Source organism: Campylobacter sp. JMF_04 NA10 (assembly GCF_027737655.1).
In the GTDB taxonomy this organism is placed as follows: Bacteria; Campylobacterota; Campylobacteria; order Campylobacterales; family Campylobacteraceae; genus Campylobacter_B.
Window position 1 is genome coordinate 59,516 of the sequence record NZ_JAOVTZ010000002.1, and the last position, 20,818, is coordinate 80,333.

The window sequence follows — 20,818 nt, forward strand, 5'->3', positions numbered from 1 at the left end:
TAATACTTATTTTATTTTAAAATCAAAAGGTGAAGTTTATGAAAATAAAATTTTTCTTTGGCTTAAAAATTTTCTTTATTGCTTTTTTTAGTCTATTTTTAAGTTCTTGTGCTAGTGTAAATTTTTTTCAATCAAGCGCTACTAATGCTAAAAGTCATGAAAATTCAGCAGTAAGAAAAGCAGAGATAATTCAGCAGTGTAAAACAAGTCCTACGCCTGAAATTCAAAGAGAGTGTTTTAATGGTGTTCGTGAAAATATAGATGTTTATTTGGCTCAGATAGATAAATGTAGAGCTTTAACAGATAGTGAAAGTCAAAAAGATTGTTTAGCAAGACTGAATGCGATGATAGATGTCAGAAGGAATACTTTTAACAAAGCGTTTTACGAAGAAGATATTCCATACAAAGCACTAACATTGCAAACCGAGTGTGACTTGTTTGGAACTGAGTGCTTAATGGCTGCTTTATTTATGGATAGGACTAAGCTATTGGCTGGCTATAATGATGGAGAAAAAAGTAAAAAAATGGAGGAAATTATCACAAATTATTGGTTAAAAGGTTGTGAAAATGAGAATTTAGATAAAAATTTATGCAAAAAACAAAAAACTTTTTTACAAAGAAAAGATTACTTTTTAAAATACAATCAGCAACTAGAACAGAAATTAATTGCTAAGCTTAAAAAAATGGAACAAGAAAATATTAAAAAAGCTGAACAAGAAAGATTAGCTCTACAAAAAAGAGCGGAAGAACAAAGAGTAATGGAGGCTGATAATCAATGTTTGGCTTTAAATGAAACCAGCGTTGCAGGTGCTGTTGCTGCCAAAGAAACTAGCGAAATGGCTAATTTAATTGGAAATTTATTGGGTGGTAAAGCCGCTGGCAAACAGCTTGTAGGCATAGTTAATTCTTATACTCCATTTACGGCAAAAAGTCCTTCTGATATTAAAGGTATTTGTCAATCAGCTTGCAATTCAAAAAATGGCAAGGCTTGTTTTCTTATAGGAATCGCTTATTTTGATTCCGATATTTCAATTTCTGAAAATTATATAAAAAAAGGTTGCAATTATGGTTATGCGCAATCTTGTTTAAAAGCGGAAGGTTTTTATTATAAAGAAAAAACATATCGCAGAGTTCGTGAAAAAAAAGATAGAGGCAAAACTTGTCGTTATGAATATGGGTATAAAATGGAGTGTTGGGAAAATAGCACTCCTTTTAGCGTTTTTACAGATAATAAAATTAAAGATGTTGGACCTTCTAATTATGTAAAGGGAAGAGCTCTTAACAAGCCACAGGCTATGCAATATCGCAAAAAAGCTCTTGCCTTACTACAAAGAGATTGTAGTAAAGGTGATGGTTATAGTTGTCAACAATATAAAACCATACAAGATTATTCAAATTTAGGTGGATATTAAAAAGCGTCGTAGGGTGACAAATGATGGTCGCCCTATAATGTTAAATTCGCTTTGTTTGACAAAACTCTTTATAGAAATCAAAATTTAAACCGCATTTTGGTAAAATCCAAAAATGCAAATTTTTTAAAATTTTTAAGGTAAATTTAGTGATGAGATACAAAACAAAACAGATAAAAGTGGGCTCTGTTGCTATCGGTGGGGACGCGCCGATTTCGGTGCAGTCGATGACATTTTCAAAGACAAAAGATATAAATGGCACACTTGCGCAAATCAACCGCCTTTATTTTGCGGGGGCTGATTTGGTGCGATGTGCTGTGCTGGATCACGACGACGCAAAAGCTTTGGCAGAGATAAAGAAAAACTCGCCTTTGCCGATAGTCGCGGATATTCATTTTAACTATCGCTTGGCGTTGGAAGTCGCCCAATTCGTCGATGCGATTCGCATAAATCCGGGCAATATCGGCGGAAGTGAGCGCATAAAAGAAGTCGTAAAAGCGTGTAAAGAGCGAAATTTGCCGATTCGCATAGGCGTAAATTCGGGCTCACTCGAAGAGCAGTTTGAAGCCAAATTTGGCAGAACCCCGCAAGGTATGATCCAGAGTGCGCTTTATAATTTCAAATTGCTCGAAGACTTCGATTTTGCCGACATTGCAATCTCTCTAAAAAGCTCCGATGTGCCTCGCACGGTTGAAGCCTACCGCACACTTCGTCCGCTTTGCGAGTATCCGTTTCACTTAGGCGTTACCGAAGCCGGGACGACCTTCCACGCGACGATAAAAAGCGCAATCGCACTCGGAACGCTTTTATTAGAAGGTATCGGCGATACGATGAGAGTTTCGATCACGGGCGAACTCGAAGAAGAAATCAAAGTCGCCAAAGCCATACTCCAAGACGCCGGAGTGCAAAAAAGTGGCATAAATATTATCTCATGTCCTACTTGTGGGCGTTTGCAGAGCGATTTAGTAAGTGCGATTAAAATCGTAGAAGAGCGAACAAAACACATAAAAGCACCTTTAAATATCTCAGTCATGGGCTGCGTGGTAAATGCGCTTGGCGAAGCCAAAGGCGCAGATGTCGCAATCGCCTTTGGCAAGGGAAACGGGCTAGTGATTCGCCATGGCGAAATAGTAGCAAAGCTAAAAGAGAGCGAGTTAGTGGAGAGATTTTTAAGCGAAGTAGAGGACGAAGTGAAGCGCTACGAAGAGCGCTAAATTTTGGCAAATTTAATGAAATTTAATCAAATTTAATCAAATTTAATCAAGGCAAATTTATGGAAGTAGCTGCAAATTTATATGATTTGGATATGGAAAGAGCGATTTTAAGCGCACTCATACAAGACGACGAGGCATACAGCGAAATCGGCGATATGATTGGCGTGGGGGACTTTTATTTCAAGCCACACGCTGATGTTTATGAGGCTATCGCGAAATGCGTGGCGCATGATGAGCCTATCGCGCCTAGTTTTATCAAAAAATGGCTAGAAGGCAGGTATAACGAGCAAATTTTCGCCGAAATTTTAGCCACGAGCGGACTAATCGACGCGCGAAAATACGCAAACGAGCTAAAAGAAAAATCCATAAAACGCGGGCTAAATTCTATCGCGCACAGAACGCCTACTATCGTAAATGAAACCCAAAAAGCCAAAGAAGCCGCCGATAAAATCAGCGCAGAAATCTACAAACTAATCGACGAGGAAAAGCACGGCGGTGTCAAAACCAGCCCCGAAATCATCACTGAAGTCGTCAGCGAGCTACGCAAACAAAAAGAGCAAGCAGGCTCCGAGCTAGTGGGGCTTGACACGGGCTTTACATATCTTAATAAATTCACCAAAGGCTACAAACCGGGCGAGCTTATCATCATCGCTGCGCGCCCAGGTATGGGAAAGACAGCCTTCGTGCTAAACTCCATGCTAAAAACGCTCGAAAAGGGCAAGGGCGTGGTGTTTTTCTCGCTGGAAATGCCAGCCGTGCAGATTATGTATAGAATGCTAAGTATCGGAAGCTCTGTGCCACTAAATTCGATTTTAAGCGCGACGCTAAGCGATGATGATTGGAGCAGGTTTAATGCCGAGTGTGAGCGTATGATGGATTTGCCACTTTTCGTCTATGATAGTGGTCATGTCAATATCCAGCAGGTGCGCACCCAAATGCGCAAACTCAAAGCCGCGCACGAAAATATCGAGCTTTGTGTGGTGGATTATATAGGGCTTATGACAAGCACTAGTAATTTTAGCGAAAGGCATTTGCAAATCGCCGAAATTTCGCGCGGATTAAAGCTGCTTGCGCGCGAGCTAAATATACCGATTATCGCGCTTTCACAGCTTAACCGTGGCGTGGAGCTTAGATCGGATAAACGCCCGCAAATGGCGGATTTGCGCGAGAGTGGGGCAATCGAGCAGGACGCGGATATTATACTTTTTGTTTATCGTGATGAGGTCTATAAAGAAAGGGCGTATCGCGAGAAAAGAGCTGCGCTGGAAATGGCGGGCAAGGATCCGAGCGAAATCGAGGAATTTAAGCGAAATGAGCTAGAAGAAAAGGCCGAAATCATCATCGGTAAAAACCGCTCAGGCGAAGCAGGGCGCACGATAGAGGTCGCATTTCAGGGGCCTTATACGCGTTTTGTGGATTTGGTGAGCTTCGGTGGTGCGCCAATGGAGAGTAGCGAGTTTGAAATGACGCCTGATATGACGCCGGATTTTGCCGAAGCAATGCCAATGGTGGGCGAAATTTCGCTAGAAAATGGGGTAGGTGCGCAAAATACTGCGCCGGAATTTGCGCCAAATTTTGCGTCTCAGGGCGTGGGAGATACTGCGCCAAATTTTGCGCAAGAAAGCGAGAGCGGGGAATTTATCGAAACTGGTGCAGATGAGATTATGCAAAGTGTAGATGTGCCAAGCCAAAGCGTAGATATCGAAAGCTTCGCAATCCCTGATACAAATATGGCAAATGTCCTAAAACAGGGCACATATACGCAAAACCAAAGTCAAGGCGAAGAGCTTTTTGGCGATGAAAATGCGAGCGAAAATGATGAAAACCCTGTGGATATTTAGGGGCAAAATTTAGCTAAATTTTGAAATTTAAGGAATTTGATGTTTGAAAAAATCGGCGAATTTTTAAATTCGCCCAAAATCGCAAAACCATATTTAATCATAGTTTTGGCCTATATGTCGGCTGTGGCGCCACTTTCTACGGATATGTATCTGCCAGCGCTCAAAAATGTCCAAACCAGCTTTGAGACGAGCGAATTTTACACTCAGCTCTCAATCAGCGCGTTTTTTGTGGCATTTGCGCTAGGTCAGCTAATATATGGGCCGCTAAGCGACATTTATGGTCGCAGAAAGCCCTTGCTAGCGGGCGTTGCGCTATTTATCGTGGCGAGTATTTTATGCGCTAATACCCAAAATATCTACGCTTTTATATTTTTTAGATTTGTTCAAGCCCTTGGCGGGTGCGCTGGCGTGGTGATTGCGCGCGCTGTGATAAATGATAAATTTGACACCGCCCAGGGCGCATCGATTTTGGCGCTGATGATGATAGTAGGCTCCATAGCACCTATGCTAGCGCCCACATTTGGGGCATTTATACTAGATTTTGGCGGGTGGAAGTTGATATTTGGCACGCTTTTTGTGCTTGGAATAATTTTGTTTTGGATGATATTTTTAGGGCTTAGGGAGAGCGCGATTATCGACAAGAGCCTAAAACTTGGCTTCAAACCCGTTTTTATAAACTACGCTAGAATTTTGCAAAACCGCAAATTTTTCATTTTTACGCTTTCCTCTGCACTTACAATGGCGGCGATGTTTGCCTATATCACGGGCTCTGCGTTTGTTTTTAAGGAGCATTTTGGGCTAAGCAGCAAGGAATTTGGGCTGATTTTTGGTGTAAATGCGCTGTCAATGACGATTTTTTCGGCGATAAACGCCAAAATCGTGCAAAAAATATCGCCTTTTGTGATTTTGCAATTTGCCTTTTTAGCGATGATTGTGGGGGCTTTGTGCTTGCTTGGGTGCGGGCTTTTGGGGCTTGGATTTTGGGCGTTTGAGGTTTGTCTTTTTTTCACGCTGGGTATGAAAGGTCTCATAATCCCAAATGCCGTGGTGCTTGCCATGGCGCGCTTTAAGGGCAAATCAGGCTCTGCCTCAGCCGTGCTAGGCGCGGTGCAAATGGCGGTAGCTGGGCTAATCGCCGCAATCGTGGGAGCTGCCGGCGCAAATCACCCATTTTCGCTGGCTGTGGTAATGGCGATTTGCATTTTCCTAGGATACGGCGTCTATCTGTGCGCAAATAAAAAATTCACTAAAAATTTAAAGCGCAAATTTGGCTAAATTCGCAGAATTTAAATTTTATGAAATTTTGCCAAAACACTGCGCCAAAATTTCTTTTCCTTTTGAGCCAGTGTTTCAAAATTGCGTTAGCGTGTGAAAAAATGAAATCAAAAATTTGGATAAATTTAACCAAATTTAGGCGAAATTTCGCCTAAATTTAGCCATAAATTTTACTCGCGCACGAAAAATGCGTTTTGAAGTGAGCCACTGGCGATGAAATCGCGCGCCTCGCTCTCGCTTTTAAATCCGCTTAAAAATACCCTATAAATTGGTGCGCCGTCAAGGTCGAACTCGCGCATTACGCTAGGATATCCGTGCAGAGCGTCGTTTTCTCGCGTGAAGCGTGCTGCGCCAGATTGGTTTCTAAACGCTCCGATTTGCACCATAAAATTTCCGCCCACAATCGTCGCATTTGGCGCGCCTTTTTTGATAGTTTGACCATAAAATCCCACGACTTCGAGCTTCACAGGAGCCGTGCCTTTGGCGAAGACGCCTACTTTATTGGCTGCGCTTTTGCTAAGGTCGATTACGCGCCCGCTCACAAATGGTCCGCGGTCGTTTATGCGCACGGTCGCACTTGCGCCAGTGTCGCGGTTGGTGACCTTGACCATGGTGTTCATCGGGTAGGTTTTGTGTGCGGCAGTCATGGCGTTCATATCGTAAATCTCGCCATTGCTTGTCTTTTTGCCGTTAAAGCCAGGCCCATACCAGCTAGCAATGCCACTTTGTGTATCGCCGATACTGACCTGCTCGGGGTAGTAGGTTTTGCCATTTATTTTGTAAGGGCGCATGGTTGCAGGCGAGTTTTTGCCGATTTTAGGGGCTTTTGAGCCTGAACTAGATGACGGATAATTTCTGTGTGATGAAAAACACCCAGCAAAAATTAGCGCGACAAGCGCGCTAAAAATTATTGATTTTTTAAAATGCAAAATTTACTCCGAATTTAAAATTTGAGATCAAACGCCATTGCGACTGTGCGGATTTTTTCGTCAGTTTTAGAGGCAAATGTCGGAGTGGTTTTTTCGATCTGTTCGACCTTGACGATGTGTTCGTGCTGAGGCTTAAATTTCGCAAAACTTAGCTTTGGACGATTTTTGATAAGGTTTGGTTCATACGCCTGAAAATCGCCTCTGCTTAGGACAAATTCTGTATATTTGCTCTCTGGGATATAGAAAAAATACTTGCCGTTGCTAGGCGATACGCCGTTTGTAATGTGTGCATTGTAGCTATTCATTTGGGTTTGCGAAATGCCGATTTGTTTGGCGATCGCGCTTAGCTTCGTGCCTGGGGCTACGGCAATGCGTTTTAGCGCCCACGGCTCGTTTTCGAATCTTAGCACCTTTTGCATACTATCGCTTTGGGCGATGTAGGCGAATTTGATAATGCGTTTGATGAAATTTTTGGTCTCTTTTGGCACTGCATTGCTAGAAAGTAGGGTGCCTAAATCATCGTTTCCAGCCGCTTTTATGGCTCTGTTCATACAGCCTTCGCCACAATTATACGCCATTAGAGCAGTGTACCATTTGCCGAAATTTTGTCTTAAATGCAAAATATACGAAAACGCGGCGTCCGTCGAGGCTGCGGGATCTCTGCGCTCATCTACATGCGTATCTATGCGCAGGCCGAAATTTTTGGCAGTTGTAGGCATGAGTTGCCACATACCGCCTGCTTTGGCGTGCGAAGTAACGGTGTTTTTGAGGTGAGATTCTACCATAGCAAGGTAGAGCAAAAACTCAGGCGCTTCAATGCTTTCGATTTCGGTTTTTACCAAAAATGCATTGTGAGCTTGTGAAGTGATGATGTCTTTGAATAATTTTTTATCCGAAGAATCGATAGAGCGGTAAATGTCAGCGACGACTTTTTGGCTTGAAAGGTTGTTTTCTATGCCAAATTCGTTCATAATGTAGTCGTGATTTACCCGTGAAATTTTTGACTGGCTAGCGTGCGCAAAACCTGCGAAAATTAGCATCAAAAAAATGATTTTAATGACTCTCATTAATCTCCTTTAATTTGATTTGCAAAAAGTCTGTAAGCATTTTGCGTAGTGATACTTTTAATCAATTCTACATCTTTATCCAAAATTTCGGCTATCTTATCCACGACAAGGCTCGTGAAGGCTGGCTCGTTGCGCTCGCCTCTGTGAGGGTGCGGGGTAAGATATGGCGCGTCTGTTTCTACGACGATTTTATCAAGTGGAAGTTTTGGTAAAATTTCGACTAAATTTTTTGCGTTTTTAAATGTCAAAACACCGCCGATTCCAAAATAAAATCCAAATTCGCTTAAATTTGCGAGTAGTGGGCTTGCATTGTAGCAGTGCAAAACACCACCATTTAGCCCGTTTGCATGAGTTTTTAAAATTTGATAAGCGTCTTCGTTTGCATCTCTAATATGCACGATTAGTGGTAAATTTAGCTCTTTGGCAAGCTCAATTTGTGCCAAAAAAATCTCTTTTTGGCGTGCTTTTTCGCTAGATTTTTCCTCGTCGCTAAGACCATTTAAGCGGTAATAATCCAAACCGCACTCGCCCACACCCACGCATTTTGAGTCGTTTGCGAACTCTTTTAGCGTATTAATGTCAAATTCATCTATTTCATAAGGATGCACGCCCACAGCGAAGAATACATTTGTATAAGTGTGAGAAATCTCCCTAGCGCGCGCTAAATCCGACATACTAGCACCAGGGATGACGATAGTGCCGACATCGTGCTCACTTGCTCTTTGAACTACGGCGTCAAGGTCGCTAAAATAGCTACTATCGTCTAAATGGCAATGTGTATCAATAATCATAAAACTCACTTAAAAATTTATAAACAAAACATTTTACGCCAAAATAGCCAAATTAAAATTAAACAAAGATTAAATATACCAAATCAGTTTCATTTTTTGCTTAAATTTAGCTAATTTTTTAGTTTTTTGGCGAATTCTAATGCTTCCTTGCTTATCGTCTCTCCGCTAATCATTCTGGCTAGTTCTGTGATTTTTTCGCTTTCATTTAGCAGTTTTACGCTCGAAATTTCGCCATTTTTGGTGATTAAAAAGTGCGAGTGAGCTTTGGAGCTGAGTTGTGGCTGGTGCGAGATAGCGAAAATTTGGTAGTATTTCGAGATTTTTTCTAGCACGGTTGCGATACTCATCGCCTCTTTTCCGCTCAAATTCGAATCAATCTCATCGAGGATTAAAATCCCGCTTCCTTGGTTTGTAATCTCCAAATTTGCCCCGATGAAGGCGAGGCGCAGGCGGTTTGTCTCACCTGAGCTTAAATTTTTAAATTCGGTATTATTTAGCATTACGCGCACTTCGTCGCTGCCGTTTGCTTCCAAGCTCTGCTCTGAAAAATCCAGCCTCACGCTAGGCATATACAAATCGTCCAAATAGCGATTTATCAGGCTTTCTAGCGCGTTTTTACTTGCTTTTCGTTTTGCGCTGATAAGAGTAGCTAAATTTGAAATTTCCAAATTTAGCGCGTCAAATTTCGCGTTTAAATCCCTTTTTTCGAAGCTGATTTGTTCGTAGTGCGCAAGCTCTGCCCTTCGCCTTTCAAGCGTGTCAAGCGCGCCGGCAATGTCGCCGTAGCGTTTGTTTAAGCCTGAAAGCGCTTCTAGCCTGTTTAATACTGCCTCGATATCGATTTCACCTAGTTCGTCTAGGTTTAAGCTTTCCATTTTTACGCGCAGTTCGTTCATCGCGTCCTCGAAAAATGCGCTATCCATTTCGCTTAGATTTAGCACTTCTATCACACTTCGCTCAAATTCGAAAATCCCTTCGGCTCTCGCCCAAAGTTCTTCGATTTTATCCTTTTTGCTAAGCTTTTTTTTGACTACTAAAAGCTCTTCGTATTCGCCGATTTTAGGCGAAATTTGCTCGATTTTTTCGATTTCAAATTTGGCAAATTCTTTAAGTTCTTCGATTTTGTTTTCTTCTTCTTCGATTTTTCTAAGCTCTTTTTGCACTCTTAAAAATTCGCTAAATTTAGCCCTAAAATTCGCCAAATTTGCGCCATGAGTGCTATCATTTTTGCAAATCATAAAATCAAGCAACTCCAAAAGCGAGGCAGAGTTTATCTCATCGGCATTTTTTGCGCCTAGAAATTTCACATATTCGCCCGCGATTTTGGTTAAATTTTTCTTTGAAATTAGTTGCGAGTTTATGAAATACCGCACGGATTTATCCCGCAAAATGCGGAAATTATTCGGCGTTTCGTTTTCTATGCCAAACTCATCAAGCCCAAATTCGTGGCTAATGTCAGCTTCTATGATCTTTGCTTCTGCCTCTTTTAGCCCAAACACAGCCAAAATAGCGTTCATTAGCACAGATTTTCCAGCACCGCTCACACCGGTAAATACACTTAGTCCTGGGGCGAAATTTAGCTCGATTTCGTTGAAGCTAAGGTGATTTTTGATATACACTCTCTCTAACATCCAGCATGTCCCCAGCGCAATTTTTCCTTCAAAACCGCGAAATAATCGTATGAGCTAGCGCGGATTATTTGGGATTTGTGTTTTGAAATTTTTACTTCCACGCTTTTGAATTCGTCCATATTGTAAAAATTTTGCCCGTCGATGACTACGCAAAGCTCGGAATTTCCGCTATTTTTGAAGCCTAGTTTGTATCTTTTTGGCAAAATTAGCGGGCGTTGGGTCAGGCTGTGTGAGCAAATCGGCGTTATAGCGAAAACTTCGCAAAGCGGGTAGATTATCGCACCATTTGCGCTCATATTATACGCTGTCGAGCCCGCTGGCGAGCTGATTATGACGCCGTCTCCATAGTATGTGTTGAAGTGCGTATCGTCCAAAAACGCGTCGATTTTCGCCATTGACGAGATATGAGAGCGCGTGATAACCATATCGTTAAATGCGCTGATTTCGAGCTTCTCGCCGTTTTTGCGCTCCAAGCTTACGCTCAAAACTGGTAGCTTATCTAGCCTAAATTTCCCAGCCATAAATTCGCGCCAAAATGCGTTAAATTCGCTATTTTTAATGTCTGTTAGAAAGCCTAGCGTGCCAGCATTTACACCTATTATATATGCGCCTTTTTTTAGCACGCTTCTAGCTACGCCAATTAGCGTGCCGTCCCCTCCAAGGCTGATTAAAACTTTGGTGCGAGATAAAATCTCATCTATGCTAAATCCAGTTTTGCCAAAATACTGTGCGCAGGTTTTTTCGCATAAAATTTCAATGCCCCCCAAGCGCAAAATTTTAGAAATTTCCTCCATAATAGGCAAAATTCCCGCCTCTGTTTTGGCGATGATTCCGACAAATTTTAAATTTTTTTGTAATGCGATTAAATTTTCCATGGCGCGATTTTATAAAAAATTAGCTTTGTAAAAGCAAAATTTAACTATAATCATTGGTTTTAATTATTTTTTTTAAGGAGAACACATTGCGAAGTCATTATTGCACCGATCTAAGCAAAGCAAATATCGGCGAAAATGTTAGCGTTTGTGGTTGGGTGAATTCATACCGCGACCATGGTGGCGTTATTTTCATCGATTTGCGCGATAGAAGCGGACTTTTACAGCTAGTATGCGATCCAAAAGATAGCAAAAGCGCTTACGAAATAGCAAACGATGTCAGAAACGAATATGTTTTGCGCGCAAACGGAAAAGTGCGCGCCAGAGGCGAGGGTTTGGAAAATCCAAATTTAAAAACCGGAGAGATTGAAATCGTAGTCGATGAGCTAATCATCGAAAATCCGAGCCGTGCGCTACCATTTGTCATCGGAGATGAGAGCGTAAATGAGGAAATTCGCCTAAAATACAGATTTTTGGATTTAAGGACGAGCGATAAATTTGAGCGCTTTGCAATGCGTTCAAAAGCGGCCATTGCAGCACGAAATGCGCTTGATAGACTTGGTTTTGTCGAGGTTGAAACCCCTGTGCTAACTCGCGCTACGCCAGAGGGTGCGAGGGATTATTTGGTGCCTAGTCGCGTTTATCCGGGTAGCTTTTATGCGCTTCCGCAAAGCCCACAGCTTTTTAAACAGCTTTTAATGTGCTCTGGATTTGATAGATATTTCCAAGTGGCAAAATGCTTCCGCGATGAGGATTTGCGCGCAGATCGTCAGCCAGAATTTACCCAAATAGATGTCGAGATGAGCTTTTGCAATCAAAACGATGTAATGAAGGTCGCTGAGACATTTTTAAAAGATATTTTTGCCTCTTGCGGACACGATATTCCTACGCCATTTCGCGTAATGGAGTATAAAGACGCTATGGAGAATTACGGTAGCGATAAACCAGATCTTCGCTTTGGTATGCCATTTATCGATGTGGCTGATATTTTCGCGCGTTCAAACAATGAAATTTTCGCTAATATTGCAAAAGAGACTAAGAAAAACCGCGTAAAAGCCCTTGTTGTCGAGGGTGGAGATTTGAAATTTAGCAAACGCCAAATGCAAAGATTTGAAGAATATGTGCGTAAATTTGGCGCACAAGGCCTAGCATTTATCCAAGTCAAAGAAGATGGCCTTAAAGGACCTTTGGTTAAATTTTTCGATGAAGCAGATGTGGCCAAGCTAGTCAAACGCTGTAACCTAAAAGTCGGCGATGTCGTATTTTTCGGCGCTGGAAAGAAAAAAATCGTGCTTGATTATATGGGTAGATTTAGACTTTTCCTTGCAAACGAGCTTGGCATTATCGACGAGAACAAACTCGAATTTTTGTGGGTTGTAAATTTCCCAATGTTCGAGCAAAACGACGACGGAAGCTACTCGGCTATGCACCACCCATTTACTATGCCAAACAATGTCGATGAGCCAGATATGGAAGAAATCACCTCTATCGCTTACGATGTCGTGCTAAACGGCGTCGAGCTTGGTGGCGGAAGTATCAGAATCCACAAAGCCGATATCCAAGAAAAGGTTTTCAAACTACTTAAAATCGAGCCAGACGAGCAAAGAGAAAAATTTGGCTTCTTGCTTGACGCGCTTAGCTTTGGTGCGCCACCACACGGCGGTATCGCGATTGGTTTTGATAGACTTATGATGCTAGTAACCAAATCAAGCAGCATTAGAGATGTCATCGCCTTCCCTAAAACTCAAAGAGCGCAATGCCCTATGACAAAGGCTCCAAGCGAGGTTAGTAGCGAACAGCTCCAAGAATTAGGACTTAGAATAAATTTAAAGGATAAAAAATGAAAAATCTATTTTTAATCATCGGCGCACCGGGCAGCGGCAAAACCACAGACGCTAGCTTGATCGCGCAAAACAACGAGAGTATCGCTCACTACTCTACTGGCGATTTGCTTCGCGCAGAGGTAGCAAGCGGTAGCGAACTAGGCAAAACAATCGACAGCTTTATCTCAGCTGGAAATTTAGTCCCGCTTGAAGTGGTTGTAGGCACGATAACTTCTGCGATTAAAAGCTCGCCAAAAGATTTTATCATCATCGATGGCTACCCAAGAAGCGTGGAGCAAATGACAAAACTCGACGAAGTTTTAAAAAGCGACGATGAGATCGAGCTTAGCGCAGTAATCGAAGTTGCAGTTAGCGAAAACACAGCCAAAGAGCGCGTTTTGGGTCGTGCAAGGGGAGCTGATGATAACGAGCAAGTCTTTTATAACCGCATGAAAGTCTTCAACGAGCCAATCGGCGCAATCCGCGAATTTTACGGCAAAAAAGAGATTTTTTACTCAGTTGATGGCGAACGCACAATCGAAGAAATCGTCGAAGATATCAACGATATAATCGCGAAAAAAATCATCGGCTAATGAGTGAAATTTAGGGAATTCCTGTGAAATTTAGCCCCAAATTTGGCATGAAATTTTGCCTTAGAATTTGCGCTGTTTTTGCTGTTTTGGTTTTTTGCGCTGGTTGCGAAGCCAAAAAATCCGTGAGCGTGGCAGGAAACAGCGGTGGCGGCGGAGTTTTCACGGGATTTTCCATAAATGCGTGGTAAATTTACAAATTTAATAAAAAGGATAAAAAATGGATATTTCTAAAATCAAAGTAGGTTCAAACCCTGATAAAATCAACGCTGTAATCGAAATCCCTTACGGCTCAAATATCAAATATGAAATCGACAAAGAAAGCGGTGCAGTGTGTGTCGATCGCGTAATGTATTCGGCGATGTTTTACCCTGCAAACTACGGCTTCGTGCCAAATACATTAGCAGATGACGGCGATCCAGCGGACATTTTGGTGCTAAATGAATACCCACTTCAAGCAGGCTCAGTTATCCCATGCCGCTTAATCGGCGTTTTGGTTATGGAAGATGAGAGCGGAATGGATGAAAAACTCCTAGCCGTGCCGGTTAGCAAAATCGACCCTAGATATGACAATATCAAATCGCTAAACGATTTGCCAAAAATCACGCTTGATAGAATCAAAAATTTCTTTGAAACTTACAAGGCATTAGAGCCGGGCAAATGGGTGAAAGTCAAGGATTTCGAGGACGCTAGCAAGGCTGAGGCAATCCTATCTCGCGCAATCGCAAACTACAAATAATAATTTCGCCCAAATTTCGGGCGAAATTTCACTTCCGCTATGATTTACCTAGCCCAGACAGACACCACAGCCGGATTTTTAAGCAAGGACTTTACGCAGATTAACCGCGCGAAAATGCGCCCCAAAAACACTCCTTGCGTGCTAACCACGGCGAATTTAAACGAGCTAAAAACCTTAGCGCGCGTGCCAGAAAAATTTAAAAATCTCGTGCGAAGGGCGAAAAAATCGACCTTCATCTACCCAAATCAAATTTCACTTCGCTATGTGCAAGGCTGTGAGCATGCGAAATTTCTGCGACAATTTGGCGCGATGTATTCGAGCTCGGCGAATTTACACGGCGAGAAATTCGACGAAGAGTATGCGCGTGATATTGCAGATATCATCGTAGATGAAAAATTTAGCGAGCATGCCCCCTCGAAAATGTATAAAATTTCAAATTTTAAAATTAAAAAAATTCGTTAAATTTAGATTTAATTCAAATATTGTAAAATCACACAAAAAATTTCTTAAAAGGAGCGAATTATGGTAAAAAAATTTCTAATCCTTAGCGCAGTTTGCGCATTTGCTTTCGCAAAGGGCGGTTTTGTCGGAGGCGATGGCAGCAGCAAGGGCGAGTTCATCGAATACGGCGCTAAATCATACCGCGTAGTTAGTGTCAAAGAGGCGAAAGATTTGCGCGATGATACGAAGGTAACCCTAGTGGGAAATATCAAAAAACGCCTAAATAACGACGATAAATATCTATTCGTGGATAAAAGTGGCGCCTCTATCACCGTCGATATCGACGATGATGACTGGAACGGCCTAGTCGTGAGCCCTGATACCAAAATCCGCATAGTCGGCGAGGTGGATAAGGATTTAGTCGGCGTAGAAATCGATGTCGATGATGTCTTGCCTGTGAAATAATTTTGCGTAAAATTTAGCGCAAAATTTTGCGAAATTTACTTGAAATTCCACGCTGCCGCAAGCCCGAAATACTGCCTCGCTTGCGGTAGCGTTTTTGAATTTCGCTAAATTTGATAAAATTCCCAAATTTAGCCGTATTCTTTAATCAAAATTTAAAAAAATAAGCCAAAATTTAATGAAATTTAAATACAATGCCTTGAAATTTTATATTTTAAGGGAAATGATGAAACTTCTACCAAATCGTTGCGGGGGGGGGGCGAACTAAAAGCCACAGCCTGTCTTTGGGCTACTTCGCAAGTATCAGCAAAACGCAAATTTTATCAAATTTCCAAATTTTACAATCCAGTAATAAATTTAATCACAAATTTCACAATACAACCATTTTTTATCGGAGGTGAAAAATCTCAAATTTTACAAATTCACAGGTTTTTAAAATTTAGTTTTTTGCCAAATTTTGGCGAATTTTACCGATTTAGCAAATTCAAAGCATTTTTAATAAAGGGGATAATATGAAAAATCCACTCAAATTTAGCGTTGTGGCAGCTGTCGCTTTAACAAGCGTGGTGCCAAATTTAGCACTTGGTGCAGAAAATGATTATGACATTTTTTGGAGCAATACAAAAGATAAAATTGTTTATACTAATAACTTGGGACCTGAAACAGAAATCGAAAAAAGATTTGGTGATAAAGAGCTAAAAGCTCATAGCGGCAACAATGTAAGGATAAATTTAAACAATTCGTCTGGTTTGGTTTCGTTTGATAACTATATCTTTGGCGGGTATAGGCTAGAAGCTTTAAATCTACCAGAAGATGCTAGTAATAACACGGTTACTCTAACTAGTGGTCAAGTTCAAGGCGGTATCATAGGCGGACTTAGCGCAGGTGTTGAAAATGCTTTTGCGTGTGCTTTTAATAATAACTGCGTATTTACAGGCAATGCAAACGGCAATACAGTTATCATTAATGGCGACGCAACAAATTATGCAACAAATTATGCTATCGGCGGTATTGGTTTAGCATTTGCTAATAACAATCGGGTATTTATTAATAGCGGGATTGTAGAAAAAGATGTTATAGGCGGTATGACTGCTCAAACAGCAGCCACAGGAAATCGTGTGTATTTCTACGGCGGAGAAGTTAAGGGAGATATTTACGGCGGAGTCGGCGTTAGCATAGATCCTAATGCGATTAGCACTATGGTAGGCAGCGGCTTTGACCCAAGTGGTCTAACATTTGTTAAAGTAGCAGGTAGCGGGCAAAATTTTACAGCAGGCAACACTCTATATCTAGGTTCTGATAAAACTACTGCGATAGCGATGAATAAGCTAAAAGCAAAAAATATCTATAATTTTGAAAACATACAGTTTGTTTTAAAAGGTGGCAATATCAATAAAGACGATGTGGCTCTAACTTTAACAGACACTCGCAAGACCGATTTAAGTAATTCAAATGTAGAAGTTTATTTTACCGATGCTACAAATCTAAGTGCTAACTACCCTATACACCTAATCAAAACAACAGGAGAACTAACTGCTCCAAAATCAGGTAGCATCCAAAATGCCGACAAGTGGGTCAATATAGCAAATTTACTTAATATAGTAGGTAGTATAGGCGTAAGCACTGATAAGAAATTCTTAGATTTAAGCTTCACAGGCAATGCTGTTGTGCTTCCTAAGGATAAGATATTTAATATAATAGCGCAAAATAAATACACTCGCAAAATGGCAGATGAGACGGATAAAGAATTTACTCTAAACGGCTCTTTTGACAATGAAGAGCTAACAGCGCCAGACGGAAGCGTTTCTTATGGTTCAAATGTCGTAAATGTTGATTTTACGGGCGACTCATTTGGTCATAGAAATATTTACGGTGGCAAAGCAGATGGTGGTCAATTAATAAAAAACAATACTGTAAATTTAAAAAATGGAATATTTTTTGGCGTTACTGATATTTATGGCGGATATGCTTTAAGCGACGACGCTTATATTAATAAGATAAATATCACAGGCGGTAGCAAATCTGACCTAGGCGGAGGAATTTATGGCGGTTATAGTTATAGTGGAAATACCAAAGAAAACACAGCAAATATAAACGGCGGAAAATTTTCCGATATTTCCATCTATGGTGGATACGCTGAAAAAGGTAGTTCATCTCTTAATGTGATAGAGATGAAAAGCGGAGAAGTAGGAAGTCTCATCGGCGGGCGTTCAGCATCATCTAATGTGTTGAAAAACGATGTATATCTATCAGGCGGAACGGTAACGGGCGATGTCATAGGTGGCTCAGGTCTAAGTGGTAGCGTTATAGATAACAATACCGTAACTATCGAAGGCGGAACCGTAAAAGGAGATGTCTATGGTGCATACCATGGAAATTGGCAAAAGGATTATACTGTCAAAAACAACACCATAAACTACACAGGCGGTGAAATACAAGGCTCTATCTATGCTCATAAAGGTGCTAACACTAGCTCAAATAATACTTTAAACATAGGCAAAAACCCGTCAAATCCACTCACACTAGGAAGAACGCTAAAAGCTTACAATATCTACAACTTTGATAACCTAAATTTCTACTTGCCAAGCGATATAGCTGATAAAGCAATCGCTTTAAAACTATCTGACACAGGCGAGACTGATTTAAGTAAGACAACTGTAAATGCGTATCTAAATAGTGCTTCAAATTTAAATGCTAACAGCGTAGTTCATCTAATACAAACAGCTGGAACACTTACTGCACCTGCAAACAACGACGCAGAGCAAACAAAAGTAAATATAGCAGGTTTATTAGATGTCAAAGGCTATGTAAAACTAGCAGAAGATAAGAAGAATTTGGATTTGTATTTTAAAGCACCGACACCGACTGCGACTTGGAAATCTAAGGATAAAATCTTTAATATCACAGCACCTGATAAATTCACGCGCACTATGGTAGATAGTAATGGCAACGAAAAAGAGCAAGAATTTGCTATCACAGGTTGGTTTGATAATAGCGAACTAAAAACTATCACAGACGCTACTAATAGCAATGGCACAGAGGGAACTTTTGCTAACTCATTTAGCGGAAATATCGTAAATGTAGATTTAGGTTCAGGCGGGATAGAAGAAATTTATGGTGGCATAGGAGGCACTGGTCAAAATGTTAGCGGTAATACCATAAATTTCAATAGCGGAACATTTGAAGAGATGGTAGGTGGCGATAGTTCTGACGGCGAAGCTAGCGGTAATAAAGTTATCATGAATGGCGGTGGGGATGCAATGCTAAGCAATGTCTATGGCGGTAGATCTTCCACAGGAAAAGTTAGCGGTAATAAAGTCTTTATCAACGGCGGACAGATGGATGATGTTTATGGCGGCAAATCTTATTCCGCAGGAAAAGTTAGCGGTAATGAAGTTGTCATAAATGATGGCTATATTCATACCGGTATTTATGGTGGTACTAGTTGGGGCAATGGTGAAGTAAGTGATAATACAGTAACACTCCTAGGCGGAGATTTATCACATGCTACCATAAAGGGTTTTGAAAATGGCTCTACTGCAAGTAAAAATAACACCCTAAACATAGGCTCATCAACCCAAAAACTAGCAAATTCGCTAAGTGCTAAAAATATCTACAACTTTGAAAATCTAAATTTCTATCTAAAAGATAGTTTAGCAAATGATTTTGTTGCTTTAAAATTATCTGATGCACCACAAACCGACCTTACAAAAACAAATATAACCGTAGATAACCTTAGCTCATACATTGACGGCACGGGAAATAAATACTATTTGCTAAAAAGCTATGGCGAAATAAGCGTAGATAGCACATGGCTAAGTGGCACACGGACTTATGACAATGTCTTTAATGTAATTTCAAAGACTGAATATAATGTCGCCAAAGGCGGAATTTTCCAAAGTAGCGACAAAAAAGACTTGTATATTACTAGCACGACTGACTCAACCGAATCTATCACAGGCGATACTTTTGGCGACAACGAAGCAGGTATAGCTGACGGCATAACCGTAAATTTAACAAAGGGCGCTGACTATGGGGATTTAAAACTAAATCTATCTAAACAAACTACAATCAATCTAGCTAATGCTAAAAATGTAGGAGAGATAAATGCCGCAAGTAGTGTTGTAAGTATAACTAACTCTACACTAAATGGTAGCACAAGTGTAAAAAGCCTAAATTTATCAGGCGATATTACTGCCGGTAATGACATCTTAACCGTAAATAACATAGTGCTAAATCAAGCAGATCTAACACTAAATGGCGGTTTAAGATCAACTAACGGAAGCATTATTTTTGGCGATTCAAAAGCAACTATAACGGGAGATATAGAAGCAAACAAGGTAAGCTTTTTTAGTGGTTCAAATTTAAATACAATCACAGCAAATGATATAAAAGCAAAAGAAATAGAATTTTATCTATCAAATTCAGTTAAATATGATAGCACAGCTCTAAAACTAACCACAACAGGAAATACTGATTTAAGCTCTACAAAGGTAAGTGCGTTTTTAGCTGATGCTAGTGGTTTAAGCGGAACAGGCGTAATACACCTAATCCAAACAGCAGGAAAGCTTACTGCTCCAAGCACAACCGATGTAAGCGGAGTTGATGTAAATGTAGGAAATTTGATTAATGTCAAAGCAAATATAGAACTTGATGCAAACCAAAAGAATTTAGACCTTAAATTTAACGGCGACCCTGATAATAGCGGTGGTGGCTCAACTGGCGGTTTAGGCACAGGCGGTTCAGGTTCTGGTGGTGCTAAGGCTAATGAAAACTCAAAACAGCTATTAGAGACAAATTTAGCAGGCCTAATCGCAGTGGGCGAGGCCGGTAGCATGCTGGGTTCGAATTTGGATTCTATCGTAAATTTGGCCGCAAATGGTGGCGAGAGCGGTAGCGATGCTGTCGTCTATGCCGTTTCAAGCGGAAATGACAAAAAATACAAAACAGGCTCGCATGTCGAAAGCAAGGGATTTAGCGTCAATGTCGGCGTAGCTGGCACACACAGCCTAAGCGGTGCAGACTTGACCACTGGTGCATTTATCGAGTATGGCAGGGCAAGCTTTGAAACTCACCTAGACAACGGCTTAGTAGGCAAGGGCGATACCGAGCTAATAGGCGGTGGCGTGTTTGCCAAATACCAAAGCGTGGCTGGATACTACACCGAGGGAAGCCTTCGCGTAGGCAAGCTAAAAACCGAAGCCGACAAGGGTCTATACGACGAATACGAAATTTCTAGCTCGTATTATGGCGCGCACTTTGGCGTGGGCAAGGTTTTTGCGCTAGGTGCCTCAAACGACCTTGATATCTATGCCAAATACTTCTACTCTCATACCGAGGGCGATGAAATCACGCTAAAAGGCGTAAATGTGGCGTTTGACGCTATGAGTTCGCATAAAGTGAAATTTGGCGTCAAAGACACTATGAAATTTAGCGAAACTAGCGCAGTTTATGCAGGTCTAGCATATCAGCATGAATTTGACGGCGACGCTACTGGGCGAGTTAGCGTGCTAAATCAAAGCGCAAGTATCGCAAGCCCAAGCCTAAAAGGTGCAAGCGGAATCGCTGAGGTAGGCTACACTTACGACAGCGGTGCGCTTAAATTTGACATTGGCGCGAAAGGTTATGCTGGCAAAGAGCGCGGATATAGCGGAAATGTCGGATTGACATTTAGGTTTTAAATTTGAAATTTAATGGTTAAATTTCATAAAATTTAGCCAGCAAGGGAATTTGG

Annotated in this window: 15 protein-coding genes and 1 pseudogene; 11 read left to right on the plus strand and 5 right to left on the minus strand. The window is 41.2% G+C overall.

What is annotated here, in order from left to right:
• Window positions 1-38 precede the first annotated feature (38 nt).
• From OFO12_RS03240 to OFO12_RS03255, 4 genes and pseudogenes are all read left to right on the plus strand, one after another.
• Window positions 39-1,412, plus strand: coding sequence for a hypothetical protein (locus OFO12_RS03240; RefSeq protein ID WP_270869446.1), 1,374 nt, complete (start codon window positions 39-41; stop codon window positions 1,410-1,412).
• Between the two features lie 149 nt (window positions 1,413-1,561).
• A complete protein-coding gene (gene ispG, locus OFO12_RS03245) occupies window positions 1,562-2,623 on the plus strand; it encodes a flavodoxin-dependent (E)-4-hydroxy-3-methylbut-2-enyl-diphosphate synthase (protein WP_270869447.1) in 1,062 nt (353 codons plus the stop codon).
• A gap of 59 nt (window positions 2,624-2,682) precedes the next feature.
• Window positions 2,683-4,041: pseudogene (locus OFO12_RS03250) on the plus strand (replicative DNA helicase); the annotation flags it as partial.
• A 462-nt stretch (window positions 4,042-4,503) separates the two neighbouring features.
• Window positions 4,504-5,739, plus strand: a complete 1,236-nt coding sequence (locus tag OFO12_RS03255; RefSeq protein ID WP_270869449.1) for a multidrug effflux MFS transporter — start codon at window positions 4,504-4,506, stop codon at window positions 5,737-5,739.
• A gap of 170 nt (window positions 5,740-5,909) precedes the next feature.
• Here OFO12_RS03255 and OFO12_RS03260 read toward each other — a convergent pair whose 3' ends face one another.
• The 5 genes from OFO12_RS03260 to OFO12_RS03280 all read right to left on the minus strand — a co-directional run bounded on the left by OFO12_RS03260 (window position 5,910) and on the right by OFO12_RS03280 (window position 11,032).
• Complete coding sequence (locus OFO12_RS03260) at window positions 5,910-6,668, minus strand: septal ring lytic transglycosylase RlpA family protein (RefSeq protein ID WP_270867974.1); 759 nt, start codon at window positions 6,666-6,668, stop codon at window positions 5,910-5,912.
• Window positions 6,669-6,682: 14 nt separating this feature from the next.
• Window positions 6,683-7,735 carry a lytic transglycosylase domain-containing protein gene (locus OFO12_RS03265; RefSeq protein ID WP_270869450.1) on the minus strand — a complete coding sequence of 351 codons (1,053 nt, stop codon included), beginning with the start codon at window positions 7,733-7,735 and terminating at the stop codon, window positions 6,683-6,685.
• A complete protein-coding gene (locus OFO12_RS03270; protein ID WP_270858802.1) occupies window positions 7,735-8,526 on the minus strand; it encodes a TatD family hydrolase in 792 nt (263 codons plus the stop codon). The genes OFO12_RS03265 and OFO12_RS03270 overlap by 1 nt, the downstream gene beginning before the upstream one ends.
• 110 nt (window positions 8,527-8,636) lie before the next feature.
• Window positions 8,637-10,157, minus strand: a complete 1,521-nt coding sequence (locus tag OFO12_RS03275; protein WP_270869451.1) for an AAA family ATPase — start codon at window positions 10,155-10,157, stop codon at window positions 8,637-8,639.
• On the minus strand, window positions 10,151-11,032 hold the full coding sequence (locus OFO12_RS03280; protein ID WP_270858804.1) for an NAD(+) kinase: 882 nt from the start codon (window positions 11,030-11,032) through the stop codon (window positions 10,151-10,153). Before OFO12_RS03280 ends, OFO12_RS03275 begins: the two co-directional genes overlap by 7 nt.
• Window positions 11,033-11,118: 86 nt before the next feature.
• Between OFO12_RS03280 and aspS the strand changes: the two genes are divergently transcribed.
• The 7 genes from aspS (at window position 11,119) to OFO12_RS03315 (ending at window position 20,765) form a co-directional block, all read left to right on the plus strand.
• Window positions 11,119-12,873, plus strand: coding sequence for an aspartate--tRNA ligase (aspS, locus tag OFO12_RS03285; RefSeq protein ID WP_270869452.1), 1,755 nt, complete (start codon window positions 11,119-11,121; stop codon window positions 12,871-12,873).
• Complete coding sequence (locus OFO12_RS03290; protein WP_270858806.1) at window positions 12,870-13,445, plus strand: adenylate kinase; 576 nt, start codon at window positions 12,870-12,872, stop codon at window positions 13,443-13,445. The genes aspS and OFO12_RS03290 overlap by 4 nt, the downstream gene beginning before the upstream one ends.
• Before the next feature lie 23 nt (window positions 13,446-13,468).
• Entirely contained in the window at window positions 13,469-13,633 is a 165-nt protein-coding gene (locus OFO12_RS03295) for a hypothetical protein (protein WP_270869453.1), read from the plus strand.
• A 29-nt stretch (window positions 13,634-13,662) separates the two neighbouring features.
• Complete coding sequence (gene ppa / locus OFO12_RS03300) at window positions 13,663-14,181, plus strand: inorganic diphosphatase (RefSeq protein WP_270869454.1); 519 nt, start codon at window positions 13,663-13,665, stop codon at window positions 14,179-14,181.
• Between the two features lie 39 nt (window positions 14,182-14,220).
• Complete coding sequence (locus OFO12_RS03305) at window positions 14,221-14,643, plus strand: Sua5 YciO YrdC YwlC family protein (RefSeq protein WP_270869455.1); 423 nt, start codon at window positions 14,221-14,223, stop codon at window positions 14,641-14,643.
• Window positions 14,644-14,703: 60 nt separating this feature from the next.
• Complete coding sequence (locus OFO12_RS03310) at window positions 14,704-15,087, plus strand: YgiW/YdeI family stress tolerance OB fold protein (protein WP_270869456.1); 384 nt, start codon at window positions 14,704-14,706, stop codon at window positions 15,085-15,087.
• 509 nt (window positions 15,088-15,596) lie between these two features.
• Window positions 15,597-20,765, plus strand: a complete 5,169-nt coding sequence (locus tag OFO12_RS03315) for an autotransporter outer membrane beta-barrel domain-containing protein (protein WP_270869457.1) — start codon at window positions 15,597-15,599, stop codon at window positions 20,763-20,765.
• Window positions 20,766-20,818: the final 53 nt, after the last annotated feature.